The organism is Methylobacterium sp. J-077 (assembly GCF_022829365.1).
Lineage (GTDB): Bacteria > Pseudomonadota > Alphaproteobacteria > Rhizobiales > Beijerinckiaceae > Methylobacterium.
The window spans coordinates 31,889-51,674 of the sequence record NZ_JAKSYJ010000168.1; the positions used below are offsets into that span (position 1 = coordinate 31,889).

The following is a 19,786-nucleotide window of genomic DNA, read 5'->3' on the forward strand; positions in this document are numbered from 1 at the left end:
CCGATCTCACGCGCGTCCGAATTTATCTTACCCCCCTGTGCCGTTTGTGCCGTTTGTGCCGTTAGGTCAGTTTTTGGAGCTATTGGCGCTAATGGCACTATTGGCACAGGGGGGGTAAGATCGCTCAGGAACAGGGCTATCGGCAAAAGGGCGGGTGACGGCGACCTCCGGGTGAACCTCGTAGCTCTGAGACTTTCGGCCCTTCACCTCGCCGGCCCGGGTAAAGCGCGGCCGGATCAGCCCCGCCTCTACAAGCTGCTTGCAAGCGGCCTCCATGTCGGCCGCGTCCCGCAGCATGCCGCCGACCTGGCGCCGGACCTCGCGGGCATTGAACTCGGGCAACCGGTTCTGCCGGAGATGCTGTGCCAATAGCATCCCGCGCCGTTCCACCATCGGAATCGTGGCGTCGCCGAAAACCCGTTCGGCCATCGGCAGGAAGTAGGCGTTCAACAGGTCGGCCGCCGCAGTGACCGCGTCCGGCGAGATGACCTGAGGCTCAGCCTGATCGGATCCGCCACACCACCACAGGAACTCCAACACGGCGGACAGGCGCAGGGCGTGCCCGCGAGCCTTGCCGAGAGTGCCGGCGAGCAGGCCGCTGGCAACGTGGCAGCGCTCGACGATGTCCCGGGCGAACGCCTCCAGCCTATCCTCCGCATCGCGGGCGAGCGGCACCAACACCGGCTCCGGGTGCCCGAACTCGTCATGCAGCTGCAGCAGATCGGTGAGCCGGGCGAACGCACGCTGCATCGGCCCATCGTCCTGCGCGCCCCGGGCGAGGTTGAAGTCCGGCTTCGTCTCCGGCCATGCCCAGAGCAGCCGGGAAGCCAACCCGTCGTCGGGACCGTTCAGGATCATCTCCAGCTTATCCGGCTGAACCCCGCCGAGCACGCCGATGCTGAGATGCCGGATCCGCAGCGGCTCCGGGTTCTTCATCCGGTCGACGACGTAGGCGCGCCCGCCATACATCTCGATCGCGAACGCCCGGTCGGATCCGCCACCGCCGTACTTATCGAAGGCGCCGAGCCAACCGGCCAGTTCGTCCCGCACGAGCAGCAGGCCGCGCGGCAGGCCAGCCGCCAGGGCGCCCAGCGCCTCGACCGTGGCATCCGCCACCCGAATCCGCGGCCGAACCGGCGCGGGCGGCTCCTGCGCGTCGGCCGGCATCGCGGGCGGCGGGTTGCCGTTCTTCACGGCGGTGCGGACCTCGATCTTCCACGCCTCGACCCGGGCCTCGCAGGCCTGCTTAGCGGTAGCATGCTCCTGCTGAACCGCCTCGAAGCCGTCGGCCATCCGATCCTCGGCGAAGCGCACGAGGTTGAAGGCCGCATCCATGCTCGGCGACTTGGATGAGGACGGGGGCCCGACCTCGGCACACCACAGGACCGGCGGCTCCGACCACGCGGTACCGGCCTGGGGCCAGCGCACGTTGGCGATGGTGGCACCGACGCTGGCGAGCAGGGCCACCGCCACATAGTCCACCGGCGCGGACGCCCCCTTGGCTTTGCGCTCGCACCACCCGGCCCAAGGGCCGAACAGGTGGAGTGGGAAGGCCGGCGGCGAGCGCCGACCGGTGCCGAGCAAGCTCAGGTCGGGCTCCGGCCAGGAACCAGACCCCCCTGTGCCGATAGTGCCGTTGGCGCCGTTAGGTTTGGTACGATCACCGTGACGGTGGTCATCGGCGGCCGAGCCGAGGCGAGACACCTCGGCAGCGAAGTGCTGCGCCTTCATACGCGCGCCTCCTGATTCGAATGGGGTCTGGAGGCATGCGTGGGCTGCCGTCGCTGGCGCTCGCGTTCCAACTGCTCGGTCAGATCGCCGAGCAGGTTCAAGGCGGCACGGAACTCAGCCGCCGCGCACTTCATCGCGTACCGCATCCCCGGATCGTCGCGCAGGAACGCATAGTCGCCGACCATGCTGGCCCGCATGCTGACGCCGGCCATCAACTCGGCGATGTGCGCCCGGAGCTTATCCGGGTCGCCGTAGGCGTAATCGTTGGGGTTCAGGGTGGGGGCGCTCATGCGCGCCCCCAACGATCGGTGGTTGTGAACGCCAGTTCGGCGAGGAGATTGGCCACGGACGGCGTTAAACCGAAGCGGGTGGCCAGATAGTCTTGTCGGAGCGCTTGGGCTGTCGTATCTCTCTGAGTGTCGACCTGGCAGAAGACACCTTTAGAGACCCGCCGCAGCCCGCGCTGTGCGCGGGTTTTCTGCTTCATGGCTTAGGCGTCCTCCTTCCCGGTGGACACGGATAGCCCGAGCAGACGCTCGAACGGCGCGATCGGCACACGCTTCAGGCGGCCGATATTGATGGTCGGGATTTCGCCGCGCTTCGCCGCCTCGTAGGCGCCGTTGCGGCTGACGCCGAGCCAACGCGCAGCTTCCTCAACACTGATCGTCTTTCGCTCCGAACCTACCGGTCTCATGTCCAACTCCATTTTTGAAACGCCTATTACCGTTATGAAAATGGACGACACGAGTGGGCTTGTCAATTACCGTAACGACGATCTACGATACGAAAATGGAGGCAAGGAGTATGGCGGTGATGAACAAGGCCGAGACCACACGTCGTGGACGCCCACCCAAGCCTGACGCGGTGAGGCTGCGACGCCCGGTAGCCGTCCGGCTCCGCGACGAATTGAGAGCTGAGCTAGAAATCTCTTCTGCGAGGCACGGTCGGTCAGTTTCAGAGGAAATTGAAGCTCGCCTAGAGTCGTCGCTCGCAGTTCAAAATCACCTCAAGCAAGAGTTGGGGAGCGATATCTTCACGATCGCGCGCTCACTTGCCGCAAGCGTTGCTCAAATTGAACAAGCGTATGGAAGTTGCTGGTACGAAAATGACGATGCTGTCGAAGTTATGAAGTTGACAGCGGCTCAAACTGTAGAAAACTTTAAGACTTATATCAGGAACGATCTCGACGAATGGGCCGCAATCGCCAAAAGAGCTTCTTTCGACCTCAAGGGTATGTCACCTGAGGAAGCTGCAAAGATATTTGCCGCACGTGACGTCCGCGTCATACCTCGCGTGAAGCCTAAACGTGATTTTATGGAAGGCGAATAAACATGAAGGGCCACCTCCGCGAGCGCTCGCCCGGCAAATGGGCGATCATTCTTGATCTGCGTGATCCAGAGACCGGCAAGCGCAAGCGGAAGTGGCATAGCTTCGCCGGCACTAAGCGCGGGGCGCAAAAGGAGTGCGCCCGGCTGATCACCGCGATTGGGGGAGGGGACTACGTCGAGCCTGGTAAGGAGACGGTAGCAGCTTTCCTTGATCGCTGGCTTGAACACGTCCGAACACTGGTCTCGCCGCGGAGTCACGAGCGCTATACCGAGCTGGCCCGGAAAAACATCGTTCCCTTGCTGGGCAACGCGGTGCTGACGAGCCTCCGACCAGAGCAGATCTCGGCGGCCTACGCCAAGGCGCTCGTCAGTGGTCGCCGTGACGGCACCGGCGGTCTGGCGCCGCGCTCCGTCCACCACATGCACCGAATCCTCCGGCAAGCGCTCGGCCAAGCCGTGAAATGGCAGATCCTGCACCGGAACCCCGCAGACGCCGTCGACCCGCCGAAGGTCGAGCGGACCAAGATGCGGGCGCTGGATGCGAACGAGACCGCGACGTTGCTGGCGCATTTTCGGCCAACCCGCATGTTCGTGCCGATCCTGCTCGGCGTGTTGTGCGGCCTGCGTCGGGGCGAAGTTACGGCGTTGCGCTGGCGGGCCGTTGACTTCGCCACTGGCCACCTTGCGATCGTCGAGAGCACCGAGCAGACCAAAGCAGGTATCCGGACGAAGGATACCAAGAGCGGCCGGTCTCGACGCGTGGCGCTTCCATCCCTGGCTATTGAAGAACTGCGCCGGCATCGGCTGCGACAGGCCGAGGAACTGCTGAAACTCGGTATGCGCCTGACCGACGACGACCACGTGTTCGCCCAGGCCGACGGGCGCCCGGTTCAGCCAAACAGCCTGACGCACGAGTTCACGCGCATCCTGGCGTTGTCCAAGATGCTGCCCCGGGTTCGCTTCCACGACCTCCGGCACAGCCACGCGACGCAGATGCTTGCAAGCGGCGTGCATCCGAAGATCGCCCAAGAGCGCCTCGGCCACTCCAGCATCGCGATCACGCTGGACCTGTATTCGCACGTCCTGCCGGGAATGCAGGAGGACGCAGCCGCGAAGGTTGACGCTGCCCTCCGCGCGGCCATAGACAGGGTTGCCGGATGATTGGGTAGCAAAGCGGTAGCAAACGCCGCTTTTCAGGCCCACCCATCGAGGCAGATTGTCTAAGCGGCGCAATAGCTTGGAAGGGTGGCCGAGTGGTTTAAGGCAGCGGTCTTGAAAACCGCCGTGGGGGCAACTCCACCGTGGGTTCGAATCCCACCCCTTCCGCCGCTTGGCGGCAAATAACGCATATATTGCAACGACTTAGGCATATTGCCTGACCTCCAGCATACAACGTTACCTACAATATGACGGCGTGGGGCTCCGAGTGACGCCCGAATGTGGACGGCTAGCTCTCCTCGAAGTCGCGATCGCCGCCACGCAGCCAGATGATCTGCGTCATTTGACCATCCGGTGCGCCCAGGCTCGGTTCCGAATCGCCGCCGTCCTCGAGGTCCGGATCTCCGTCCATTTCGTCGAGGGCGGCCACCAGGTGGTCGACGGCATCGAGAGCCAGGGCAAGTGCGCCCTCGATGCGGGTGCGGGTGTCGGGTAGAGCCGGCGGCTGGCGGCGCCGGAACGTGATGATGTTGCCCACGGTCAGGCTCCCCACGTGGCGTTGATCTCCGCGATGAGTTCTGGGTGCTCGGCGACGCCGCCGGTCACCACCGTGTGCCAGAGCAGCGTGTTGGCCCGCTCCTCGGCCTCGCTTTCATCGGCGGGCTGGCGGCGCCTCATCTCCTGCGCGATGGCAGAGAGAAGCTGCGACAGGCGATCGGCTTCCCGGTTGATGATTTTGCCCGCGGAAGTCCGGTAGGTGCTCGGGGCTTCCCAGAAGCACGGTGCGTTCTCGGCGCTGCCCATAACCTCCTCGACGCGCACCACCACAGGATAGAGGCGGGCGAGCTCGACGATCGACAGTTGAGACAGGTCGTACCCCGGAGCCGGGAGGCGATCCTCGATCAAGCTGCCCGAAACGGGAATTCCCGTAACGGCCTCCGCTGACGCCGACATGGGGATTCCCATATCGGGTGCGGCGGCTAGGAGGGCGGCCCCTTGCTGCACCTGGCGGAGCGCGTTCCACCAACTGTCAGGTGGGCCGTGAACCTCGATCGGCTTGTGTGGCCCGGAGCTATCGCTGTCGAGGCGGGCGAGGAGGAGGGCCTTGATGCCGTACCCCGCCACCGTCACGGCCGGCGTCCGGATGATCTGCTGGGCGATGCCGGTGCAGATACGGTACTCCGGCTCGTCGCCGTCCGCCTCCTCGGCCACCCAGGCGGCCATGAACTGGGCGCCGAGGGCGAACAAGGCGGCGTCGGGGTGCGGGGCGCTGACGGGGTTTTTTCCAGGATTGGTAGAAACGTCGATCTGTGCGTCGCGAATAAGCGAGTTCAGGAACCGGCCGGCGGGATAGTCGCCATCGTGCTCCTCGACGTAGTGAGCCGAGACGCGCAGCTTGATCCTCAGGCCCTCGGCCGTGGTCGCCGGCATTTCGGCGACGCGGTCGGCGAGCGCCAGGATCTCGACTTCGACAGCCTCCGCGCGCTCCTCCGCCTCGGTCTCCTCGCCTTCTATCGAGGCGCGAACCCGAGCGCATTCCGCCTTCCAGGCATCCCAGGCCGTGATGATCTCATCGGCTCGGGCCTGCGCTTCCGGCCACGGGTGACTTTCGACGACCGTGTGCGCGTCCGCCGGCAGCCCATCTTCCGGTCGAACGGGACGCCGCACCTCGCGGGCGTAGGGCTTGCGCCGCATCCACGCGACATCCTCAGCCGTCACCTCCATCCCGGCGAGTTCGCTCGGCCGGGCGAGGTGCATGCGAAGGTAGAGCGCGTGGTCTGAGGCGCGGAAGTAGAGGCAGGCGGGGCGCTGCGGTATGGCGGCCGCCGCAACATCAACCACACGCATCCATTCCCGGCTGAGCACCTCAACGCGGGCCATCGCGTCATCGAGCTGATCGCCGAGCTGTAGGAGATCGGCATCGGTCTGGTCTGCTATTGCGGGCGAGGTCGGGTCCGGTCGTTCCGTGCGTTTGATGAACCGGCCGGCGGCGTCCCGGGCGCGGGCTGCACGCTGGCGGAGGTCAGTGGCGGGCTGAGCCGCCTTCGCGGTGTTCTGCTTCGTCATGGCCCTCTCCCTCACGCGAGAGGGAGGTAGCCGTAGGCGAACACGCCCCCGGCGATGATGAGGGTGGCGGTCAGCAGCTCGCCGGCGAGGTCGAGGAAGCGCGGGGCCCGGACGTGCGCCGTGTCAGGCCGGATCGGCGCGACGGCCTCCCAGGCCTCAATGGTGCCGGGCGCAGCCTCATCGGCCTCCAGGGGTGGCTTGGCGCGATTGTAGTGGGCTGATGGCGAGCGAGAGCGTTCACCGGCGCGCGCCGGTGCTGTAGAATGATGGGTAGCCATGATCGTCTCCGAAGGACGGGCGTGGTCAGGGCCGGGAACGAGGCTGCAACCTTGTCCCGGCCTGCGATTTGTGCCATCATAAAAATACGATGTCAATTAGTGATGGCATAAAAAGGCGAGGTCGCCCGGCGACCGGTAAGGGCGAGCCGGTGACGGTACGCCTTCAGCCTGAGCACGCCGCGCCATTGGATGCTTGGATCGCCGACCTGCCGGATCCGAAGCCGTCCCGCCCGGAGGCCATCCGCGAGGCGCTTGCCGAGCACCTGAAGGCGAAGGGCTATCTGAAGTGAGCATGCTCAAATGCGGGCGCAGAACGCCCCTCGGCCCATTGCTTAAATATCTATGATTTTATTGAATTGTATGTATCTAACTACATTGGATCGAAATCTTGTCAGAACAATCAGCAACGAGCGCACCAAGTGAGCGCGAGAAATGGGAGGCTGACAACAGCATTCGTGAGCGAGAATTGGCTACGAAGCAGAAAGAGGCTTTTACCAATGAAGCAAAGCTTAATTTGCAGCGAGATGAATTAGACATTCGAATCAAGGAGCACAATCGCAGTCGATTTACAAATCCATTGTTCGTTGCGGTTGTGACCGGTGTTCTGACCGTAGCTGTCAGTACTGTAAGCCTCATTTGGAACGCCAACGTTCAGCGTGAGATTGAGGCCAGTAAAGCTAAAGCTGCGCGCATACTTGAGTCGCTCAAGGCAAATTCGCCTGACAAAGCAGCTGACAATCTAGATTTCTTGATAAAATCAGGCCTCCTTACTGAGCCCGGTAGGATTGAAAAAATTAATACGTATCTGCGGGCTCGCAAACCTGGCGAAGGTCCAAATATATCTGTGGAATCAACGGTAAGCAACTCGGGTTTTTCAGTGCAACTGGCCGTAAGATCGACAGAGCAAGAAGCAGTTCAAGCAATAAACGATATCAAAGCTCGCTATCCTGCCATTTCAAACGAGCCTATCGTGATCATTTCTGCAGAAGTTAATGGCAAACGACTATATCGAGCTAGGCTAGGACCTTACTCCAAGGCAGACGCATCGTCGGTTTGTCAAGCTTTGCAGGCCGCAGGTGGGCAATGTTTTGTCGCAAAGGGGGGCGGACCTTCAAATGAGATACTTACTTCATCGCCAAATTATGACTCTGTCTTTGTCCCGCTACCGCCTTCAAGGCCTTAATGCTGTATGAGAGGTTCAGACGTCATCTTCATCGACGAGAACGGCGAAGAGCCTGGGTGTAGCTGCGTAGATAACACCATGAAACTCGAATTGAGCGAAGTGAGATCTATAAACCGCGAGATTAATCTATGAACTATTTTGCCTTGATCGGACAAGAAAAACCATTTCAATGGACGTGTGAATTCTGCAATAGATCGCAAGTTGCAACCACTGAAAATGCCAAACTTACGCACAGGTTGTTAGATGTCGGAAAGAGTTTATACGGAAAGCTGTACGTTGGCTCATATCTTATCCGGTGTCTTGGAAGCGAGTGTAATCAAGTAACTTATGGAACTTCTATTTTTCAGGCAAACATTGATCATAATGGAAATTTCAGATTAGGCTCTGAATTAGCGTTCTGGCAGCTTCTTCCCGAGTCATCGGCGAAATTTCAGCCCGATTACATCCCGAAGCCTTTGCGTGATGATTATCTTGAAGCTTGCCGCATTAAAAATCTTAGCCCCAAAGCCAGCGCTACGCTTTCACGCCGCTGCCTACAGGGTATGATCCGCGACTTCTGTAATATATCGCGAGGGCGGTTGATCGATGAGATAAAGGCACTGAGAAAGGCGATCGATGAAGGCGCAGCGCCGGCAGGGGTCACCTCCGAAACCGTTGACGCCATCGACAGTGTCCGTGAAGTCGGCAACATCGGCGCACACATGGAAAAAGACATCAATGTGATCGTCGACGTCGACCCAGACGAAGCTCAGATATTGATCGAGCTGATCGAGCTCTTGTTCGAAGATTGGTACGTTGCTCGAAATGCTCGTCAGCAGCGTCTCGCCAAAGTGACCGCGTTGTCTGCCGCGAAGACAGCGCAGCTAGAAGCGGCCAAACTGGCCGCGCTTCCCAAGCCTGAGACGCCATAACCTCGATGCCTGAGCCCTCTATCCTCACTCAGCCGATTGCTACGCTGGTTGGAACCATCGTTGGCCTCGGAGCTATCGCTTACCAGACAAGCCGAGGCTTCGCGAACCTCATCGCCGCGCAGGATCACCGTGCAAAGATCGAGGCGGAGGCGCGACAGCACGCCGACGGACTGGCGAGAGCGGCCAAGAAGGCAGACGAAGAGCAACGCGGACGCCAAGTAGCCGCAGCTCTGCACGGTGAGATCGATGGCCTAACGCAACAATTTGACGGCATCGCCAATAGCTTTGCTTCCATGCGTGAGAAAAACGAGGCTCAGAAGGCCGGTGGATTGCCATTCATAAAGCAATCGGTGAAGGTTTCTCATAAATATTATCCGATATTTGATGCATATATCTCAGATTTAGGGCTGCTTGGTCCGAGCATCGCCCGCGACGTTTCATCTTTTTACGCAAAATGCAGCCATGAGCTCGAATACAATGAAATCAACAGCCGAGATTTACTCAGCGAATTGCTTGACGGCATAGCTATCTTCCACGCGGAGCTGACAACTGAGAGTAGAGATCTAGCGGTCAGGCTAAGAGCTTTTTACAGCGGCATGCCCGATCAGGGACCAATCCAGTTCGGATATGATTTCAAGGGTATATTCAATCGTGGGGAATAGAGAACCTCAGACTTCATCGGTTGCCAAGCCTCGACACCGCCATCCCGGCGGCTATCCTGCCACCATGCGCACAGCCCTCGCCGCCCTCGCCATCGTCGTTGATGGCTTGGCGATCAGGGCGACGGATCGGCGGGTGCCGCTCTGGCGGGCGCTTCTGGCCGCTCCCGCCGCTCCACGATCCGGCACCGATCCCGAAGCGTGACCTCGTGCTTCGGCCAGAGCCGGCAGGCCACTTCGAACGCCGCCCGCGCCATGTCGATCGGGTAGATCACCGCGAGCCGGACCTCGATGCTGCCCGTCTCCGTCCAGACCTCAACCGTGTAGGGGACGCCCGGCGGAACCGGGATGTCCGGCCGCATCGGCGGCGGCAGCGTGATCGCGGCCAGGCACAGGTGCTCATACTTTCGGGCCGGCGGTGACCCGGGCGCGCGCTGGTAGCGACACGACGCCGTGAGGTGGCGCAGCACATCGAGCGTCGACACGTCCTGGCCGAACCGTTCTCGCAGGCTGGCGACGGTGTACCGGCCGGACCGCTTGCAGGACGAGCAGTCCACGTAAACCCGCCCCGGCAGAACATCCCGCAGAGCCCCCACCGCATCGACTCCATTCTGGAACGAAGGCGGAACATGCCAGATCCGGTCGCGCGGTTCAGCAGGGCTCAGCTCTGGCTCGCGCGATGCCGGTGGAGGACTGTGGATCGCTTTGGGGAAAGCCAGCGCTGACAGTCGCTTCGAGCGCCCCTTGGCCGCTCGGCCCCGCCCCGATCTGCTCACGGGGCGGGGGAGCGTCCGATCTCACCGGTAGGGCAGCGAAGATCATCTGCCCGCGGCAGAGTGTGGACGAGATCGCTGGCTTGGTGAATCCTGCTGCGACCATGCCGACAAACGCATGGCCGTGCACAAGAGCGATGGGACTGGACGCTGTGGCGCTGAAGAAATGGACTATCGAGAGAATCCGCGATCTCAAAGAGTCAGAACAGCGCACACTTTACGAGAGGGCTCTGATCGATCCCGCCGGGTCATACATCGTAGATATAATGAACGAGAATGGCTTAAAGCCTAAACCAAAGCTTATGTCGTTTACGGACCCAATCTATAAAAAAATGGTCATAATTTCGAAGTCCGCCGAGGGCAAAGCTGCAATGGAAGCTGCTGCAAGTGAGGGAAAGCCTGCGATCTGCAGCTTAGACAAGCTCTTTCAGTCTCTTCTCGGAGAGGACTATAGCGACACCAAAACTCCCGGTACGATTATGTCGGCCGGTAGTCTAGCGGCAGAGATCATGCGAAAGCTCGGATATATTAATGCGGGCAATGCAAAATGTCCCGAGGGATGCATTGCACGAGAAGGCATTATCTGGGCAAAGGGCTAACTCTATTATTTTGGGTAGAAGCACGGCGAAGAAAGCGCACAGAAAAGCCCGCACCGGCGAACCGGGCGGGCTAAAGCGGAGGGATCATGGATCTCATTCAACCCTACACGATCAACAGCGAGGCTGAGGTGAAAGCCTATCTAGCCGACGTCCTGGCTACGCCGGGGAATCGATCGATGCACGTCGTCGAAACCCATTGCGACAGACCCATCGTCGATCCGGCCATCAGGGCATATTTCCTGGCGACGGGCAAAGAGATGCTGGCCGAGCTGAATCGTCAGCGTTGAAACAAAAAAGCCCCGCGCGGCGGCTGCCGGCGGGGCTGAGGTGGTTCCGGGAGGAACGAGCGGTAGACCGATGGGCGGCCCCGCGGTTCCTGATCAGTCCGATGGCGGACGAAGGCCGAACCATGAGGCTCAATCCGCCCTGCGCATCTGCACACCGCTGCGCTGCACGACGCTACGTGCTGTCGCCTGACGCCATCGGCCGACCGCGGCGCAGCACCACGTCCTTGAACAGGTTGCCTGCTGTTGAGGTGCGCACCTGAGTGTCCGGCCCGGGCTTGGCGACGTTGACGACCACGCTGCCGCTCGCGTCGACCTTCGCGCCACCCATGACGCCGGCCCGCCCAGCCGATCGGTCGAGCCGCCCTTCACCCTGCTGGATCTTGGCCTCGAACTCCTTGCGCGCCTTCTCGCGCGCTGCCCAGCCATCACCGTCCGCTTGACCGCCACGGAGCCGGTTGGCCTCGTCCATCGTCAGACCGGGTGCATCCTTCATGCTGTTGGGCTTGAGCACCGTTGGCGCGCCGCTCGGCAGGAAATCAGGATCGTTGGATGAGATGCGAGGACGCTCCCCGATCTGCGGAATATTCTGGATGCTTGCGACCGGCGCCTGCTCACGGCGGGCAAGCGCGCCTCGAAGCGCCGGGTTATAGTTCGACCAGTTGCGGATGCCCCCGTTCCGCAGAAGGTGCAGCGCCACGCGCGTCTGCTCTTCCAAGCTGCCGGACATCGCGTTGGGCGCTTTGATCCCAAGCCCCGGCGCGATCCGCCGCCAGTTCGAGTTGAGCATCTGGTAATAGCCCTGGGCGGTGTAGCCCTTGGCCGTCAGGGGATCGAGACCCTGGCGCTTACCCTCGTAGTTCATGGTGTTCTGGCCGTGGCTCTCATATTTCATGATGAGCCCAAGCGTGTTCCGCTCCTCCGCCGTCATCGGCACGTTATCGGGGATGCCCGGCATTGATCCGCGCCCGCCGCCGATCCCACGCAGGCGCCCGGCGCCACCCATCTCTGGGAACTTAGTGCCCGGTGCAATCGGCACGGTAGCGCCACCATCGTAGCCAGGCACGGTCCGCTTCAGGTGCTCACGGAACTGCTCGCGCATCGCGTTGCGCTCGCTCTGCTCACCTGAGTAGCCCGGCCCCGAACCTCCGCCGGGCAGGTTCGCGTTACCGCCGATGCTCGGCATCCTGCGGAAGCCGCCACCGCCCATGAAGGCCGCGGACTGGATCGTGGCACCGGCGAACGGTCCCTCGCCCTCGGCGCTGGACTTCTGCGTCGTGGCGCCGCTGTTGTCCTTCTGCCGAAGCGCCCGGATTTCCTCCGTCAGCTTCTCCATCTCGCGCCGAAGCTTGTCCGCCTGTTCACGGGAGCGCTCATTAGCCGTCCCGCTCTTCTCCGAGGCCTCGAAGTTCTGAAGTTGGCCTTTGATCTGGTCTAGGCGATCTTGCTTGTTCAGCACCTCATCGCCAGGCAGCGGCGCCAACTTACGGGCTAGCGGGCCGGAGCCACCATCCAAATGCCGGAAGGTCTCTAGGTACTTCCCCTCGTTGAAGGATCGGATCGCCGCGGCGACCTCGCGCACACCTTCAGCCATCGGCTTCACCAAGGCCGTGGTCGAGAGCAGCATCTCCTTCGCGGACTCACCAGCTTCCTTCCACGGGATCTTGCCGAGCTCGGTACCGATCTCCCGCATGCCGTTGCGCAAGGCGTCGATGCCCTCCTTGCGCTTGTCCGACACGATGTCTTCGATCCAGGAAGTGAACCGCTCGGCCGGCCCGATCAGCTCAAGAGCGATCGTCGTGCCGACCTTCTGCATTGAGGAGCGCAGATTGCCGATCGCGCTCGTACCGCTCGGCGCTCTCGACCGCACCTTCCGGCAGCGGCCCCAGTTTCTCTTCGGCCTTCTTGTTCAGCCCCGCGATTGAGCTGAGGTGCTGATCGCCCAGCCGCCCGAGATCCTGGTTGCCGTAGATCCGCGCCGCGAGCCGGCCGCGGTCGATCGCGTTCGGAACATGCTCCAGCATCTCCTCCGCGATCTTGTTGGCCTGGTCGTTGTCCTTCGTGCCGCGCAGCCGCTGATAGTATTGCGCGATGATCGGGTTCTGCGATTGCAGGAAGCCCGACACGTCGCCTACGCCGCGGCGGATATCGCGCATGTTCTCCGAAAAGGTCTTGGCCGCGGCTGCCGACGCGTCGCTGGAGATGCCGAACTTGCCGGCCACGGACTGGAAAATCCGCAGCTGATCGGCGGCCATCCCGGTCTCGCGGGACAGCTGCCCCAGGCTCGACAGGTTGCCGGTCAGGCTGTTGAGAGCGCTGGCGATACCCGCCACCGCCACGCCCGCGCCGAGACCAGTGACGCCGAGCGCGGCCAGCGCCGGGTTGAGCACCGTCTGCGCGGTCTTGGCCGTGGTCTGAAGAGCCGCTTCCGCCTTGCCGACGCCCTTCGCTAGGATCTCGCCGTGTGCCGCGCCCTCGCGGCCGGCATCGAGGAGCTGAGCGCGGAGCGCCTTCAGCGGACCGGTAAACCGGTCTCGAACTTCGGCAACAAGCGAGAGCGGTTCATCGGCCATCGGGCGCTCCTATGCCTGCGGCGCGTCGCAGATTGCGATCCAGCGCCTCGATCAATTGCGTGCCGGTCTCGATCATCATGATCTCGAAGGCCGCGGTCAGCTCGACCTCGCCCACATCCGGCCACCGCGCGGCGATCGTCTCCAGCACCTCGGCCTTCCAAGCCGCCTCGGTGTCGCCGATGCAGGTGCTGAGCAGGTAGTCGGCGATCTCGGCGACGCGGGTCACGGTCAGGCCGCGGCCGAGGTGCCGAGGTCGGCCCGGGTGATCGGCTGGTAGACGACCCCGGGCGCGGGGGCCTTCATCACGGCCAGCACCGTGATTGGCCGGGCGAAAGTATCCAACACCGCCGTCACCCAGCTACCGTCGGCCAGCGCGGCTTGCACGCGGGCGTCGGGCACAGACTGCGACGGGATCCGCAGGTTGTCGGCCGGCGCCAGCGGGCAGCCGGCGTAGGACCAGACACGCGCCTGGCCGTGAAGCCAGAGGCGGCCATGGCCGGTCGGGTCGTTGGCGGCCAGGGCATCGAGGTCGGCATAGGTCGCCATGTCAGATCTCCGGGCTAGCGATGGAATCGGCGAAGCCGAGGGCGACGGCGCGCTCGGCGTTGAGGGTCGTGTCCGACGCGTGCAGGGCGGCCAGCTCATGCCGCGGCAAGCCAGTGCGTCGGGTTAGGACGTCGAGCACCACCGCATCGGCGCGATCGAGGCTGCGGGCGGCGTGCCGGAACGTCTCGGCGGTCATGTGTGGCACGAGGCCAGAGAGCGCGTCGCGCACGTAGCCGGCGCCGTGAAGGAAGAAGCAGCCGGTCGGCTCGATCTCTATGCGAGTGCCCGCCATCGCCACCAGGGAACCGACGGAGGCAGCCCGGCGCACGGTGATCTCGACAGGGCGGCCGCACTCGCGGAGTGCCAGGTACATGGCCAGGCCCTCGACGTAGGAGCCGCCGGGGGTCGCCAACATCACGCGGACCGGGCCATCCGGATCAATCTCGGCGAAGGACCTGCGCAGGGCGGCCACGGAGACGCCGTCCGGATTGATCGGACCGGCGATCCAGATCCGGCCGTCGTTGCGCTCCAGGCTGAAGCGGCGCGGGCCGATCACTCGGCGGCCCTCGCGAACACGCCGTCGGCATCCACGTCAGGGAGATCGCCGAGGTCCGCGGGTAGCAGGGCCGGCTGAACCTCCTTCGGGTGGCGTGACCCGGCGCTGAAGTCGCCGCGGAAGCCGCCCACGCCATCGGTCTGGATCCGGGCCGAAGGGTGCGCGGCCAGGATGCCAACGATCTGCTGCGCCTGCGCCGACGTGGGCTCGAAGCCGACGCCGAGCTTAAGGGCTCGCGCGGCGATCGGTTCGGGCAAGTCGCAGCCGCCGGCCGAGACCTTGATCGCGCGGCCATTGGTCGGCCGGTAGTAGGCCGCCCTCGCCAGGACGATGCGAACCGTCTTCCAGGCCACACCGAGCGATGGGACCGGATCTACGGCCTGGGTCGTGACGACCGCCGCCGCGCCCTCGCGGATCGCTCGGGCCCTGGTCCGCATCTCGCCGGCGATGCGGCCTGCCACGGTGCGGGCGTCCATCCCAATCTCGCCGGCCACCGACTTGCCGTTCAGCGGGTCGCGCGGCAGGACACCGGCACGGCGCGCCGCCGCGGCCACCAAGGCGTATTCAGGGCCGTGGCCGAGGAGGTTGCGCTCGGCATCCTGGCTGCAGACCGTCACCAGGGCCTCGCGGGCCTCGTCGAAGGCCTCGGCGGCATCGTCCAGGCGGGCGGCGGCGGCCTCGATCCGCTGCGCCCGGGCTTCGACCTCGCTGGCGGCGCTCTCGCGGAAGCGGCGGTCCCGCTCGGCGGCGAGGCGCGCCCGGGCGTGATCGAGCTCGGCGTGCAGGCTGCGGCCGGCATCTTCCAGCGCGGCCCGGCGATCGGTTGCGAGCCGGCAGGCGTCAGCGGCCTTCCGAGCTGCTGCGGCGTCGACGCGCTCGGCGGTCAGGAGGTGGCGCTGTGCGGCGATCGCCTGCTCGGCCTCGTCTACCGCGGTCTCCAGCCGGCGCAGCACGCCCGCATGCCGGGTTTCGAGGTCCTGCACCTCGGCCTCGATGCGCTTCAGGACGTCCCGTCGACCCAGCATGTCCGCTCCTCAAAATCGAAGGAGCGACGCCGCGCAGTCCGCCAAGACCTCGACGCCGCTCCTGCCGCTTCACCGCCATGGCCTGGGGTGCTGCGACAGGCAGGAGTGTCGGCGCGGGCTACGGGCCTGCAAAGGTAACAAAACGCGACACCGGGCCGTCGTGGGGCTCACAAAACGCGACAGGTCAGGCGGCGAAGGCCCCCTTGCCCAGCCCGAGCGCTTTCTGAGCCTGCCAGTCGTTCGCGTTGGTGACGCGGGTCAGCATCAGGCTCGCCCATTCGGCGGCCCAGGAGAAGCGCAGGACGAAGCCCGCGCCGGTCCGCCAGTCGCCCTCGGTCAGGTATGGGCAGCCGGCCCGCAACCACGTCAGCACGTCCTCCGGCTCGACCCCTGCTGACTTCGCCATGGCTTCGACGCTGACGGCGCCGGCCGGCTCGCCGGTGTTCCTGCTGTCGACGTAGATCTCGCGCCAATCCCGGACGCGGCTGGTCACCATCTCGATCAGCCCATCGAGGGCCACGTCGGGCGCCTCCTTGCGCGGGTTCAGCACACTCAGCACCGTGTCGAGGTGCCATGCGGGATGTCCGCCAACGCTGCCGTCAGGTGCAACTGTAGCAAGCCGCTTGGTCACGGTGCGACGGTCATAATCGAGTTCGGCCGAGATCGCGTTCACCGACCAGAGTTTCTTTGCCATGTTCAACTCTCCGCTCTCGATTGTGGTGGAACACTACGGTGTTTCATCGCTGGAAAAGGCCTCAGCCTCGCGCGTTACCTCTGGGGTGGTACCCCTCCGGAAGGACCCGGGGTTTCAGGAGGGTCCATGGTCACCATCCCGAGGCCCGTGGCGGCGTCGGAGGGAGAGCCTGGGTGCTCCCCAATGTCAGGAGCAACCACCCGCATATCGCGCCTTGGTCCCAGCACGAGATTAACTGTCTACGCGAACGAAGTCGTCTATCTAAGCGTCGCTTTAAGTCCTCTTTAATTGGTATCCACGACTTTGGCTTAGACCGGAGTCGCCCGCTATGATCAGCGTCTCTTCCAATGACTATTTTGCTGTCTTGCGAGCTGCGCAGACCGAAGCGATTCGATCGGGCTTGCCGATGGACGGGAAGCAGTCCGTCGCTGTCACGGTGGACAAGAAGGAACCACCGCCGGCACCTCCAGCCACGGAAACCGCTGCCACGGGTCGCGTCGTAAACGTGATGGTCTGAACGGAAAGTCGAGCTCTCAGGCATCGCCGCACTCTGGCTGGCTCGGCATGTGGAGCTGTAGGCGACCGCCGACCTTCCGCGCCCGGCCCGACCAAAGGCCACGCTGCGCTCGGCGCCGAGCCGCTTTTGGCTCAATCCCCAGCTGATGGGCGGCCAGCTTCACCGGTAGCCACTCGGGACGTTCAGGCTCGCGCAGGACAGGCGTCGAGGCCGCCGCGGCTGCGATGACTGCCCGCTTGGCTGCAATGGCCCCCTGAGCCAGCCTAAGGCCTTCCCGGTGATGCGCCTCCAACGCCTCCAGCCGGGCGAGGTCGTCGAGTTGAGCGGCCCACTCGCCCGGGTTCACAGCGCCACCTCGCGCCAGCCGGTAGCGGTCCACCCCGTCGGCAGCCGCCGCCAGTACGGTGCCGGGTGCCGGACTGTGCCGCCCTTGCACCAGCGGCATCCGGCGAACACCTCGACCCGCATGCGGTCGTGATCGGCCACCCAACGCTCCGCCCTGATGTCGATGCGTCGATCCCGGGGCGCGATCTCCATCGGCAACCAGACGGGCTCGGCGTTCAATCCCATCCTGATGCTCCCGAATTGGAGCTCGGATCGAACGGCTTTGACGGCGGAGGCTTGTCGGCATGATCCTCAGCGGCTGGAGCGCTAAGCTGGGCCAGCCATCTCTCTGCCTGCCGTCGATCGCTCAGAGCCTTAGCGACCTGTCGGCGCTGCTCCTGGTAGCGGGCAAGCGTCTCGCGGCATGCGGCGACGATCTCGCTGATCTCCGGGAAGAACCGGCTATCTCGACGGAGCTTCTGACACGCTGCGGCGACTACGCTGGGCGGGAAGTTCAGATCGACGAGATCGAAGATCGCCGCCTCGACGAAGACCGGCAGGTTATGAGGCAGCTTCATCCGGGAATCGATCAACGCGGCGAGGCTAACCTCGACTGCGCCCTCGTCAGGCTCAGCATCCAGGGCGACGTCGAGCGCATCGCTGATCGCCTCGAGGGTCGGCACGTTCGCCGCTCGGACGAGCATCCCCTGAATGGTCTGCCGGTGGTGTTCGGTCTGGGCTGCCCTGGCCTCCGGCGTCACCATCGACCTGATCGCCGGAAGAGTCGGCAGGTAGGTCCTTCCCACCGCCTCCCTGTGCTCGCGCAGCATCCGCTCGACCTGCAGCAGGTTTTTCGGGTCAGCTGGCGCAACCGAGCGGCGTTCGAAGGCTACGACGCTCGTAGTTGTCTGCTCACGATCAGCCATGGCTCATCCTCCTGGCCCGGCGCTCCATCAGGTAGGCCGTGGCGCTGTTGGGTTTGCTGTTAGGGTGATGCGGCTGGGCGGTGCTGCCGATATCGGAATCCCGATGTCGGACTGGCTCGTCGGTCCAACGCTCGCCGTTCAGCCACGTCTTCGCGTGGGCGATGTGTTCGGGATCCTTGCCCGCAGTGGCGGCCGCGTAGCGCTCGGCCCCCTCAACCAGCTGGTCGGCGGTAGCCTGCGCCTTGGTCAGAATCCGGTCGAAGACCTGTCGAGCCGCAGCCTTCGCGACCCGCCTTGGATAGGCCTGCCAGAATCGATCGAAGGCAGCATCATCGATCGATTCAGACTTGGTTCCTTTTCCTTGGTTCTTCTTACTAGGTTCGGGGGACCGTTTGGTCCCTACCTCGGCGCAGCGTTTGGTCCCTACCCTAGGGACCGTTTCGTCCCCAGGGGTAGGGACAACCTCGTCCCTAGGTAGGGACCGTTCTGTCCCTAGGTCGCCGCGTTCGAACGCCGGCCGGAAATGGTTCGAGCCGAACGCACGAGTATCCTCCCGGGTCGAGTGATCGCGGTCGATCCAGCCCTTCTCGCGTAGTTCCTTGACAGCCCGCACCACCGACCGCCGTGCGAGGCCAGAGGTGCGGGCCAAGCGATCCAGCGACGGCGTGCACTGCCCGGTGCGGGTGTTGTAGTGGTCGAGGATCTTGGCCAGCACAGCCCGGGCCGCCGGCGACAGGTTCTGATCGCAGCAGGCCGCCACCAGCAGCCGGAACCGATCCACGAGGTCGCCGGCCATGGGTCAGTTCCACATCACAGCGAAGGCCTGGCCGCATACAGCGGTGTATCCATCGGCGAGCTCTTCCAGGCCTGCGGCTTCGTCACAGAAGCCCACCAAGCCGCGCGCCAAGCCCGTTTCGACGATCTGGACCGGGCTTCCGTCAGCCCAGATCGTCGCGATTCCCTCGGGCATGACTTCCTGGAAGACGCGAACCAGCCGCGGCCGCGATGGGACCGGTGTGCCGAGCATGTCGAAGAGGTCTTCGCTGCTGAGCCACGGCCTGCGATCGGAGGTCGGGGCTGCATAGAACCGGAGACGACGGCCACACACGAAGCCGACATGAACCGGGTGCTGATCGCCGTGGAAAGTTGCGGCACAGAAGCCGAGGTCGCGGCCGCTCATACGCGCGCCCTCCACGTGTCTATGGTCGGGAAGGCGAGCTCAGCGAGCGCTGCTGCAGTGGCGGGCGGCAGGCCGAAGCGCCGCGCGAGCCTCTGGACCGTGAAGGGGGCGGGTGCTATTTCGGATAGGTCACTCTGGCGAGAGGCACTATCCGAGGGACGTGAGCGCCTGGCCGCGCCGCGTCCCTCATCTGTTTTACAGGTCATTGTGCTACGCGGCCTCCGTCTCGAGCGACGGGAGCGAGGCGAGGTAGCTACGCAGGCTGTCCGCCGGGATCAGGGTGCGGTTGCCAGCCTTGATGGCGCGGAGCTTCTTGTCCTTCACCAGCTGGTAGATGGTCGAGCGACCGAGGCCGGTGCTGAAGCAAGCTTCCATCAGCGTGAAGCACAGCTTCTCCGTCGACGCGCGCAGGTCTCCCTGCGGCGCCTGCATCTGCTGCAGAGCCATTTGATATTCCTTCCGTGTCCGCCAGTG

At 63.8% G+C, this 19,786-nt stretch carries 28 protein-coding genes and 1 tRNA gene; 9 read left to right on the forward strand and 20 right to left on the reverse strand.

The window, feature by feature from the left end:
- Positions 1-66: 66 nt before the first annotated feature.
- Genes MKL11_RS21530 through MKL11_RS21545 form a run of 4 tightly spaced genes read right to left on the reverse strand, consistent with a single transcriptional unit; the run spans position 67 to position 2,425 of the window.
- On the reverse strand, positions 67-1,731 hold the full coding sequence (locus tag MKL11_RS21530) for a DUF3987 domain-containing protein (protein WP_243947168.1): 1,665 nt from the start codon (positions 1,729-1,731) through the stop codon (positions 67-69).
- Entirely contained in the window at positions 1,728-2,021 is a 294-nt protein-coding gene (locus tag MKL11_RS21535) for a hypothetical protein (RefSeq protein WP_243947169.1), read from the reverse strand. The genes MKL11_RS21530 and MKL11_RS21535 overlap by 4 nt, the downstream gene beginning before the upstream one ends.
- Positions 2,018-2,218, reverse strand: coding sequence for a hypothetical protein (locus tag MKL11_RS21540; RefSeq protein WP_152997657.1), 201 nt, complete (start codon positions 2,216-2,218; stop codon positions 2,018-2,020). Before MKL11_RS21540 ends, MKL11_RS21535 begins: the two co-directional genes overlap by 4 nt.
- 3 nt (positions 2,219-2,221) lie before the next feature.
- The gene (locus MKL11_RS21545) at positions 2,222-2,425 is read right to left on the reverse strand and encodes a helix-turn-helix domain-containing protein (protein ID WP_243947170.1); all 204 of its coding nucleotides are present in this window, start codon (positions 2,423-2,425) and stop codon (positions 2,222-2,224) included.
- 119 nt (positions 2,426-2,544) lie between these two features.
- Here MKL11_RS21545 and MKL11_RS21550 point away from each other — a divergent pair, with 119 nt between their 5' ends.
- The 3 genes from MKL11_RS21550 (at position 2,545) to MKL11_RS21560 (ending at position 4,385) form a co-directional block, all read left to right on the forward strand.
- Positions 2,545-3,060, forward strand: coding sequence for a hypothetical protein (locus tag MKL11_RS21550; RefSeq protein ID WP_243947171.1), 516 nt, complete (start codon positions 2,545-2,547; stop codon positions 3,058-3,060).
- 2 nt (positions 3,061-3,062) lie between these two features.
- Positions 3,063-4,220 (forward strand): tyrosine-type recombinase/integrase, encoded by a 1,158-nt coding sequence (locus tag MKL11_RS21555; protein ID WP_243947173.1) that lies wholly within the window; start codon positions 3,063-3,065, stop codon positions 4,218-4,220.
- Between the two features lie 78 nt (positions 4,221-4,298).
- Positions 4,299-4,385 (forward strand) — tRNA-Ser (locus tag MKL11_RS21560).
- 121 nt (positions 4,386-4,506) lie between these two features.
- Here MKL11_RS21560 and MKL11_RS21565 read toward each other — a convergent pair.
- The 3 genes from MKL11_RS21565 to MKL11_RS21575 are packed head-to-tail and all read right to left on the reverse strand — an operon-like array spanning position 4,507 to position 6,562.
- The gene (locus tag MKL11_RS21565; protein ID WP_243947175.1) at positions 4,507-4,755 is read right to left on the reverse strand and encodes a hypothetical protein; all 249 of its coding nucleotides are present in this window, start codon (positions 4,753-4,755) and stop codon (positions 4,507-4,509) included.
- 2 nt (positions 4,756-4,757) lie between these two features.
- On the reverse strand, positions 4,758-6,284 hold the full coding sequence (locus MKL11_RS21570) for a hypothetical protein (RefSeq protein WP_243947177.1): 1,527 nt from the start codon (positions 6,282-6,284) through the stop codon (positions 4,758-4,760).
- Between the two features lie 11 nt (positions 6,285-6,295).
- The gene (locus MKL11_RS21575; protein ID WP_243947179.1) at positions 6,296-6,562 is read right to left on the reverse strand and encodes a hypothetical protein; all 267 of its coding nucleotides are present in this window, start codon (positions 6,560-6,562) and stop codon (positions 6,296-6,298) included.
- A gap of 149 nt (positions 6,563-6,711) precedes the next feature.
- Here MKL11_RS21575 and MKL11_RS21580 point away from each other — a divergent pair, with 149 nt between their 5' ends.
- The 4 genes from MKL11_RS21580 (at position 6,712) to MKL11_RS21595 (ending at position 9,318) form a co-directional block, all read left to right on the forward strand.
- Positions 6,712-6,852, forward strand: a complete 141-nt coding sequence (locus tag MKL11_RS21580; RefSeq protein ID WP_243947180.1) for a hypothetical protein — start codon at positions 6,712-6,714, stop codon at positions 6,850-6,852.
- Positions 6,853-6,950: 98 nt separating this feature from the next.
- A complete protein-coding gene (locus MKL11_RS21585; RefSeq protein WP_243947182.1) occupies positions 6,951-7,745 on the forward strand; it encodes an SPOR domain-containing protein in 795 nt (264 codons plus the stop codon).
- A 128-nt stretch (positions 7,746-7,873) separates the two neighbouring features.
- The gene (locus MKL11_RS21590) at positions 7,874-8,656 is read left to right on the forward strand and encodes a DUF4145 domain-containing protein (RefSeq protein WP_243947184.1); all 783 of its coding nucleotides are present in this window, start codon (positions 7,874-7,876) and stop codon (positions 8,654-8,656) included.
- A 5-nt stretch (positions 8,657-8,661) separates the two neighbouring features.
- Positions 8,662-9,318, forward strand: a complete 657-nt coding sequence (locus MKL11_RS21595) for a hypothetical protein (RefSeq protein WP_243947186.1) — start codon at positions 8,662-8,664, stop codon at positions 9,316-9,318.
- Positions 9,319-9,431: 113 nt separating this feature from the next.
- Here MKL11_RS21595 and MKL11_RS21600 read toward each other — a convergent pair whose 3' ends face one another.
- The gene (locus MKL11_RS21600; protein WP_243947188.1) at positions 9,432-9,911 is read right to left on the reverse strand and encodes a hypothetical protein; all 480 of its coding nucleotides are present in this window, start codon (positions 9,909-9,911) and stop codon (positions 9,432-9,434) included.
- Between the two features lie 242 nt (positions 9,912-10,153).
- Between MKL11_RS21600 and MKL11_RS21605 the strand changes: the two genes are divergently transcribed.
- A complete protein-coding gene (locus tag MKL11_RS21605; RefSeq protein WP_243947190.1) occupies positions 10,154-10,687 on the forward strand; it encodes a hypothetical protein in 534 nt (177 codons plus the stop codon).
- Positions 10,688-10,773: 86 nt separating this feature from the next.
- Positions 10,774-10,974 (forward strand): hypothetical protein, encoded by a 201-nt coding sequence (locus tag MKL11_RS21610; protein WP_243947192.1) that lies wholly within the window; start codon positions 10,774-10,776, stop codon positions 10,972-10,974.
- Positions 10,975-11,146: 172 nt separating this feature from the next.
- Here MKL11_RS21610 and MKL11_RS21615 read toward each other — a convergent pair whose 3' ends face one another.
- From MKL11_RS21615 to MKL11_RS21670, 12 genes are all read right to left on the reverse strand, one after another.
- Complete coding sequence (locus tag MKL11_RS21615) at positions 11,147-12,787, reverse strand: hypothetical protein (protein ID WP_243947194.1); 1,641 nt, start codon at positions 12,785-12,787, stop codon at positions 11,147-11,149.
- Positions 12,756-13,544, reverse strand: coding sequence for a hypothetical protein (locus tag MKL11_RS21620; protein WP_243947196.1), 789 nt, complete (start codon positions 13,542-13,544; stop codon positions 12,756-12,758). Before MKL11_RS21620 ends, MKL11_RS21615 begins: the two co-directional genes overlap by 32 nt.
- Positions 13,534-13,770, reverse strand: coding sequence for a hypothetical protein (locus tag MKL11_RS21625; protein WP_243947197.1), 237 nt, complete (start codon positions 13,768-13,770; stop codon positions 13,534-13,536). The genes MKL11_RS21620 and MKL11_RS21625 overlap by 11 nt, the downstream gene beginning before the upstream one ends.
- Positions 13,771-13,772: 2 nt before the next feature.
- Entirely contained in the window at positions 13,773-14,090 is a 318-nt protein-coding gene (locus MKL11_RS21630; RefSeq protein WP_243947199.1) for a hypothetical protein, read from the reverse strand.
- Position 14,091: 1 nt separating this feature from the next.
- Positions 14,092-14,646: a Clp protease ClpP gene (locus MKL11_RS21635; RefSeq protein WP_243947200.1), complete on the reverse strand. Its 555-nt coding sequence runs from the start codon at positions 14,644-14,646 to the stop codon at positions 14,092-14,094.
- Complete coding sequence (locus MKL11_RS21640; RefSeq protein ID WP_243947202.1) at positions 14,643-15,671, reverse strand: hypothetical protein; 1,029 nt, start codon at positions 15,669-15,671, stop codon at positions 14,643-14,645. Before MKL11_RS21640 ends, MKL11_RS21635 begins: the two co-directional genes overlap by 4 nt.
- Before the next feature lie 184 nt (positions 15,672-15,855).
- The gene (locus MKL11_RS21645) at positions 15,856-16,365 is read right to left on the reverse strand and encodes a DUF1441 family protein (protein WP_243947205.1); all 510 of its coding nucleotides are present in this window, start codon (positions 16,363-16,365) and stop codon (positions 15,856-15,858) included.
- 859 nt (positions 16,366-17,224) lie between these two features.
- Positions 17,225-17,452: a hypothetical protein gene (locus MKL11_RS21650; RefSeq protein WP_243947207.1), complete on the reverse strand. Its 228-nt coding sequence runs from the start codon at positions 17,450-17,452 to the stop codon at positions 17,225-17,227.
- Positions 17,443-18,132: a hypothetical protein gene (locus MKL11_RS21655; protein WP_243947209.1), complete on the reverse strand. Its 690-nt coding sequence runs from the start codon at positions 18,130-18,132 to the stop codon at positions 17,443-17,445. The genes MKL11_RS21650 and MKL11_RS21655 overlap by 10 nt, the downstream gene beginning before the upstream one ends.
- Positions 18,125-18,928 carry a helix-turn-helix domain-containing protein gene (locus MKL11_RS21660; RefSeq protein ID WP_243947211.1) on the reverse strand — a complete coding sequence of 268 codons (804 nt, stop codon included), beginning with the start codon at positions 18,926-18,928 and terminating at the stop codon, positions 18,125-18,127. Before MKL11_RS21660 ends, MKL11_RS21655 begins: the two co-directional genes overlap by 8 nt.
- A gap of 3 nt (positions 18,929-18,931) precedes the next feature.
- A complete protein-coding gene (locus tag MKL11_RS21665) occupies positions 18,932-19,312 on the reverse strand; it encodes a hypothetical protein (RefSeq protein WP_243947213.1) in 381 nt (126 codons plus the stop codon).
- A gap of 210 nt (positions 19,313-19,522) precedes the next feature.
- Positions 19,523-19,759 carry an excisionase family DNA-binding protein gene (locus MKL11_RS21670; protein ID WP_243947215.1) on the reverse strand — a complete coding sequence of 79 codons (237 nt, stop codon included), beginning with the start codon at positions 19,757-19,759 and terminating at the stop codon, positions 19,523-19,525.
- Between the last annotated feature and the right edge of the window lie 27 nt (positions 19,760-19,786).

Coding starts and splice junctions, on each gene's coding strand:
- MKL11_RS21530 (WP_243947168.1), bottom strand. CDS start 1,731: ATGAAGGCGCAGCACTTCGCTGCCGAGGTGTCTCGCCTCGGCTCGGCC.
- MKL11_RS21535 (WP_243947169.1), bottom strand. CDS start 2,021: ATGAGCGCCCCCACCCTGAACCCCAACGATTACGCCTACGGCGACCCG.
- MKL11_RS21540 (WP_152997657.1), bottom strand. CDS start 2,218: ATGAAGCAGAAAACCCGCGCACAGCGCGGGCTGCGGCGGGTCTCTAAA.
- MKL11_RS21545 (WP_243947170.1), bottom strand. CDS start 2,425: ATGAGACCGGTAGGTTCGGAGCGAAAGACGATCAGTGTTGAGGAAGCT.
- MKL11_RS21550 (WP_243947171.1), top strand. CDS start 2,545: ATGAACAAGGCCGAGACCACACGTCGTGGACGCCCACCCAAGCCTGAC.
- MKL11_RS21555 (WP_243947173.1), top strand. CDS start 3,063: ATGAAGGGCCACCTCCGCGAGCGCTCGCCCGGCAAATGGGCGATCATT.
- MKL11_RS21570 (WP_243947177.1), bottom strand. CDS start 6,284: ATGACGAAGCAGAACACCGCGAAGGCGGCTCAGCCCGCCACTGACCTC.
- MKL11_RS21575 (WP_243947179.1), bottom strand. CDS start 6,562: ATGGCTACCCATCATTCTACAGCACCGGCGCGCGCCGGTGAACGCTCT.
- MKL11_RS21590 (WP_243947184.1), top strand. CDS start 7,874: ATGAACTATTTTGCCTTGATCGGACAAGAAAAACCATTTCAATGGACG.
- MKL11_RS21595 (WP_243947186.1), top strand. CDS start 8,662: ATGCCTGAGCCCTCTATCCTCACTCAGCCGATTGCTACGCTGGTTGGA.
- MKL11_RS21610 (WP_243947192.1), top strand. CDS start 10,774: ATGGATCTCATTCAACCCTACACGATCAACAGCGAGGCTGAGGTGAAA.
- MKL11_RS21615 (WP_243947194.1), bottom strand. CDS start 12,787: ATGCAGAAGGTCGGCACGACGATCGCTCTTGAGCTGATCGGGCCGGCC.
- MKL11_RS21620 (WP_243947196.1), bottom strand. CDS start 13,544: ATGGCCGATGAACCGCTCTCGCTTGTTGCCGAAGTTCGAGACCGGTTT.
- MKL11_RS21630 (WP_243947199.1), bottom strand. CDS start 14,090: ATGGCGACCTATGCCGACCTCGATGCCCTGGCCGCCAACGACCCGACC.
- MKL11_RS21640 (WP_243947202.1), bottom strand. CDS start 15,671: ATGCTGGGTCGACGGGACGTCCTGAAGCGCATCGAGGCCGAGGTGCAG.
- MKL11_RS21645 (WP_243947205.1), bottom strand. CDS start 16,365: ATGGCAAAGAAACTCTGGTCGGTGAACGCGATCTCGGCCGAACTCGAT.
- MKL11_RS21650 (WP_243947207.1), bottom strand. CDS start 17,452: ATGGGATTGAACGCCGAGCCCGTCTGGTTGCCGATGGAGATCGCGCCC.
- MKL11_RS21655 (WP_243947209.1), bottom strand. CDS start 18,132: ATGGCTGATCGTGAGCAGACAACTACGAGCGTCGTAGCCTTCGAACGC.
- MKL11_RS21660 (WP_243947211.1), bottom strand. CDS start 18,928: ATGGCCGGCGACCTCGTGGATCGGTTCCGGCTGCTGGTGGCGGCCTGC.
- MKL11_RS21665 (WP_243947213.1), bottom strand. CDS start 19,312: ATGAGCGGCCGCGACCTCGGCTTCTGTGCCGCAACTTTCCACGGCGAT.
- MKL11_RS21670 (WP_243947215.1), bottom strand. CDS start 19,759: ATGGCTCTGCAGCAGATGCAGGCGCCGCAGGGAGACCTGCGCGCGTCG.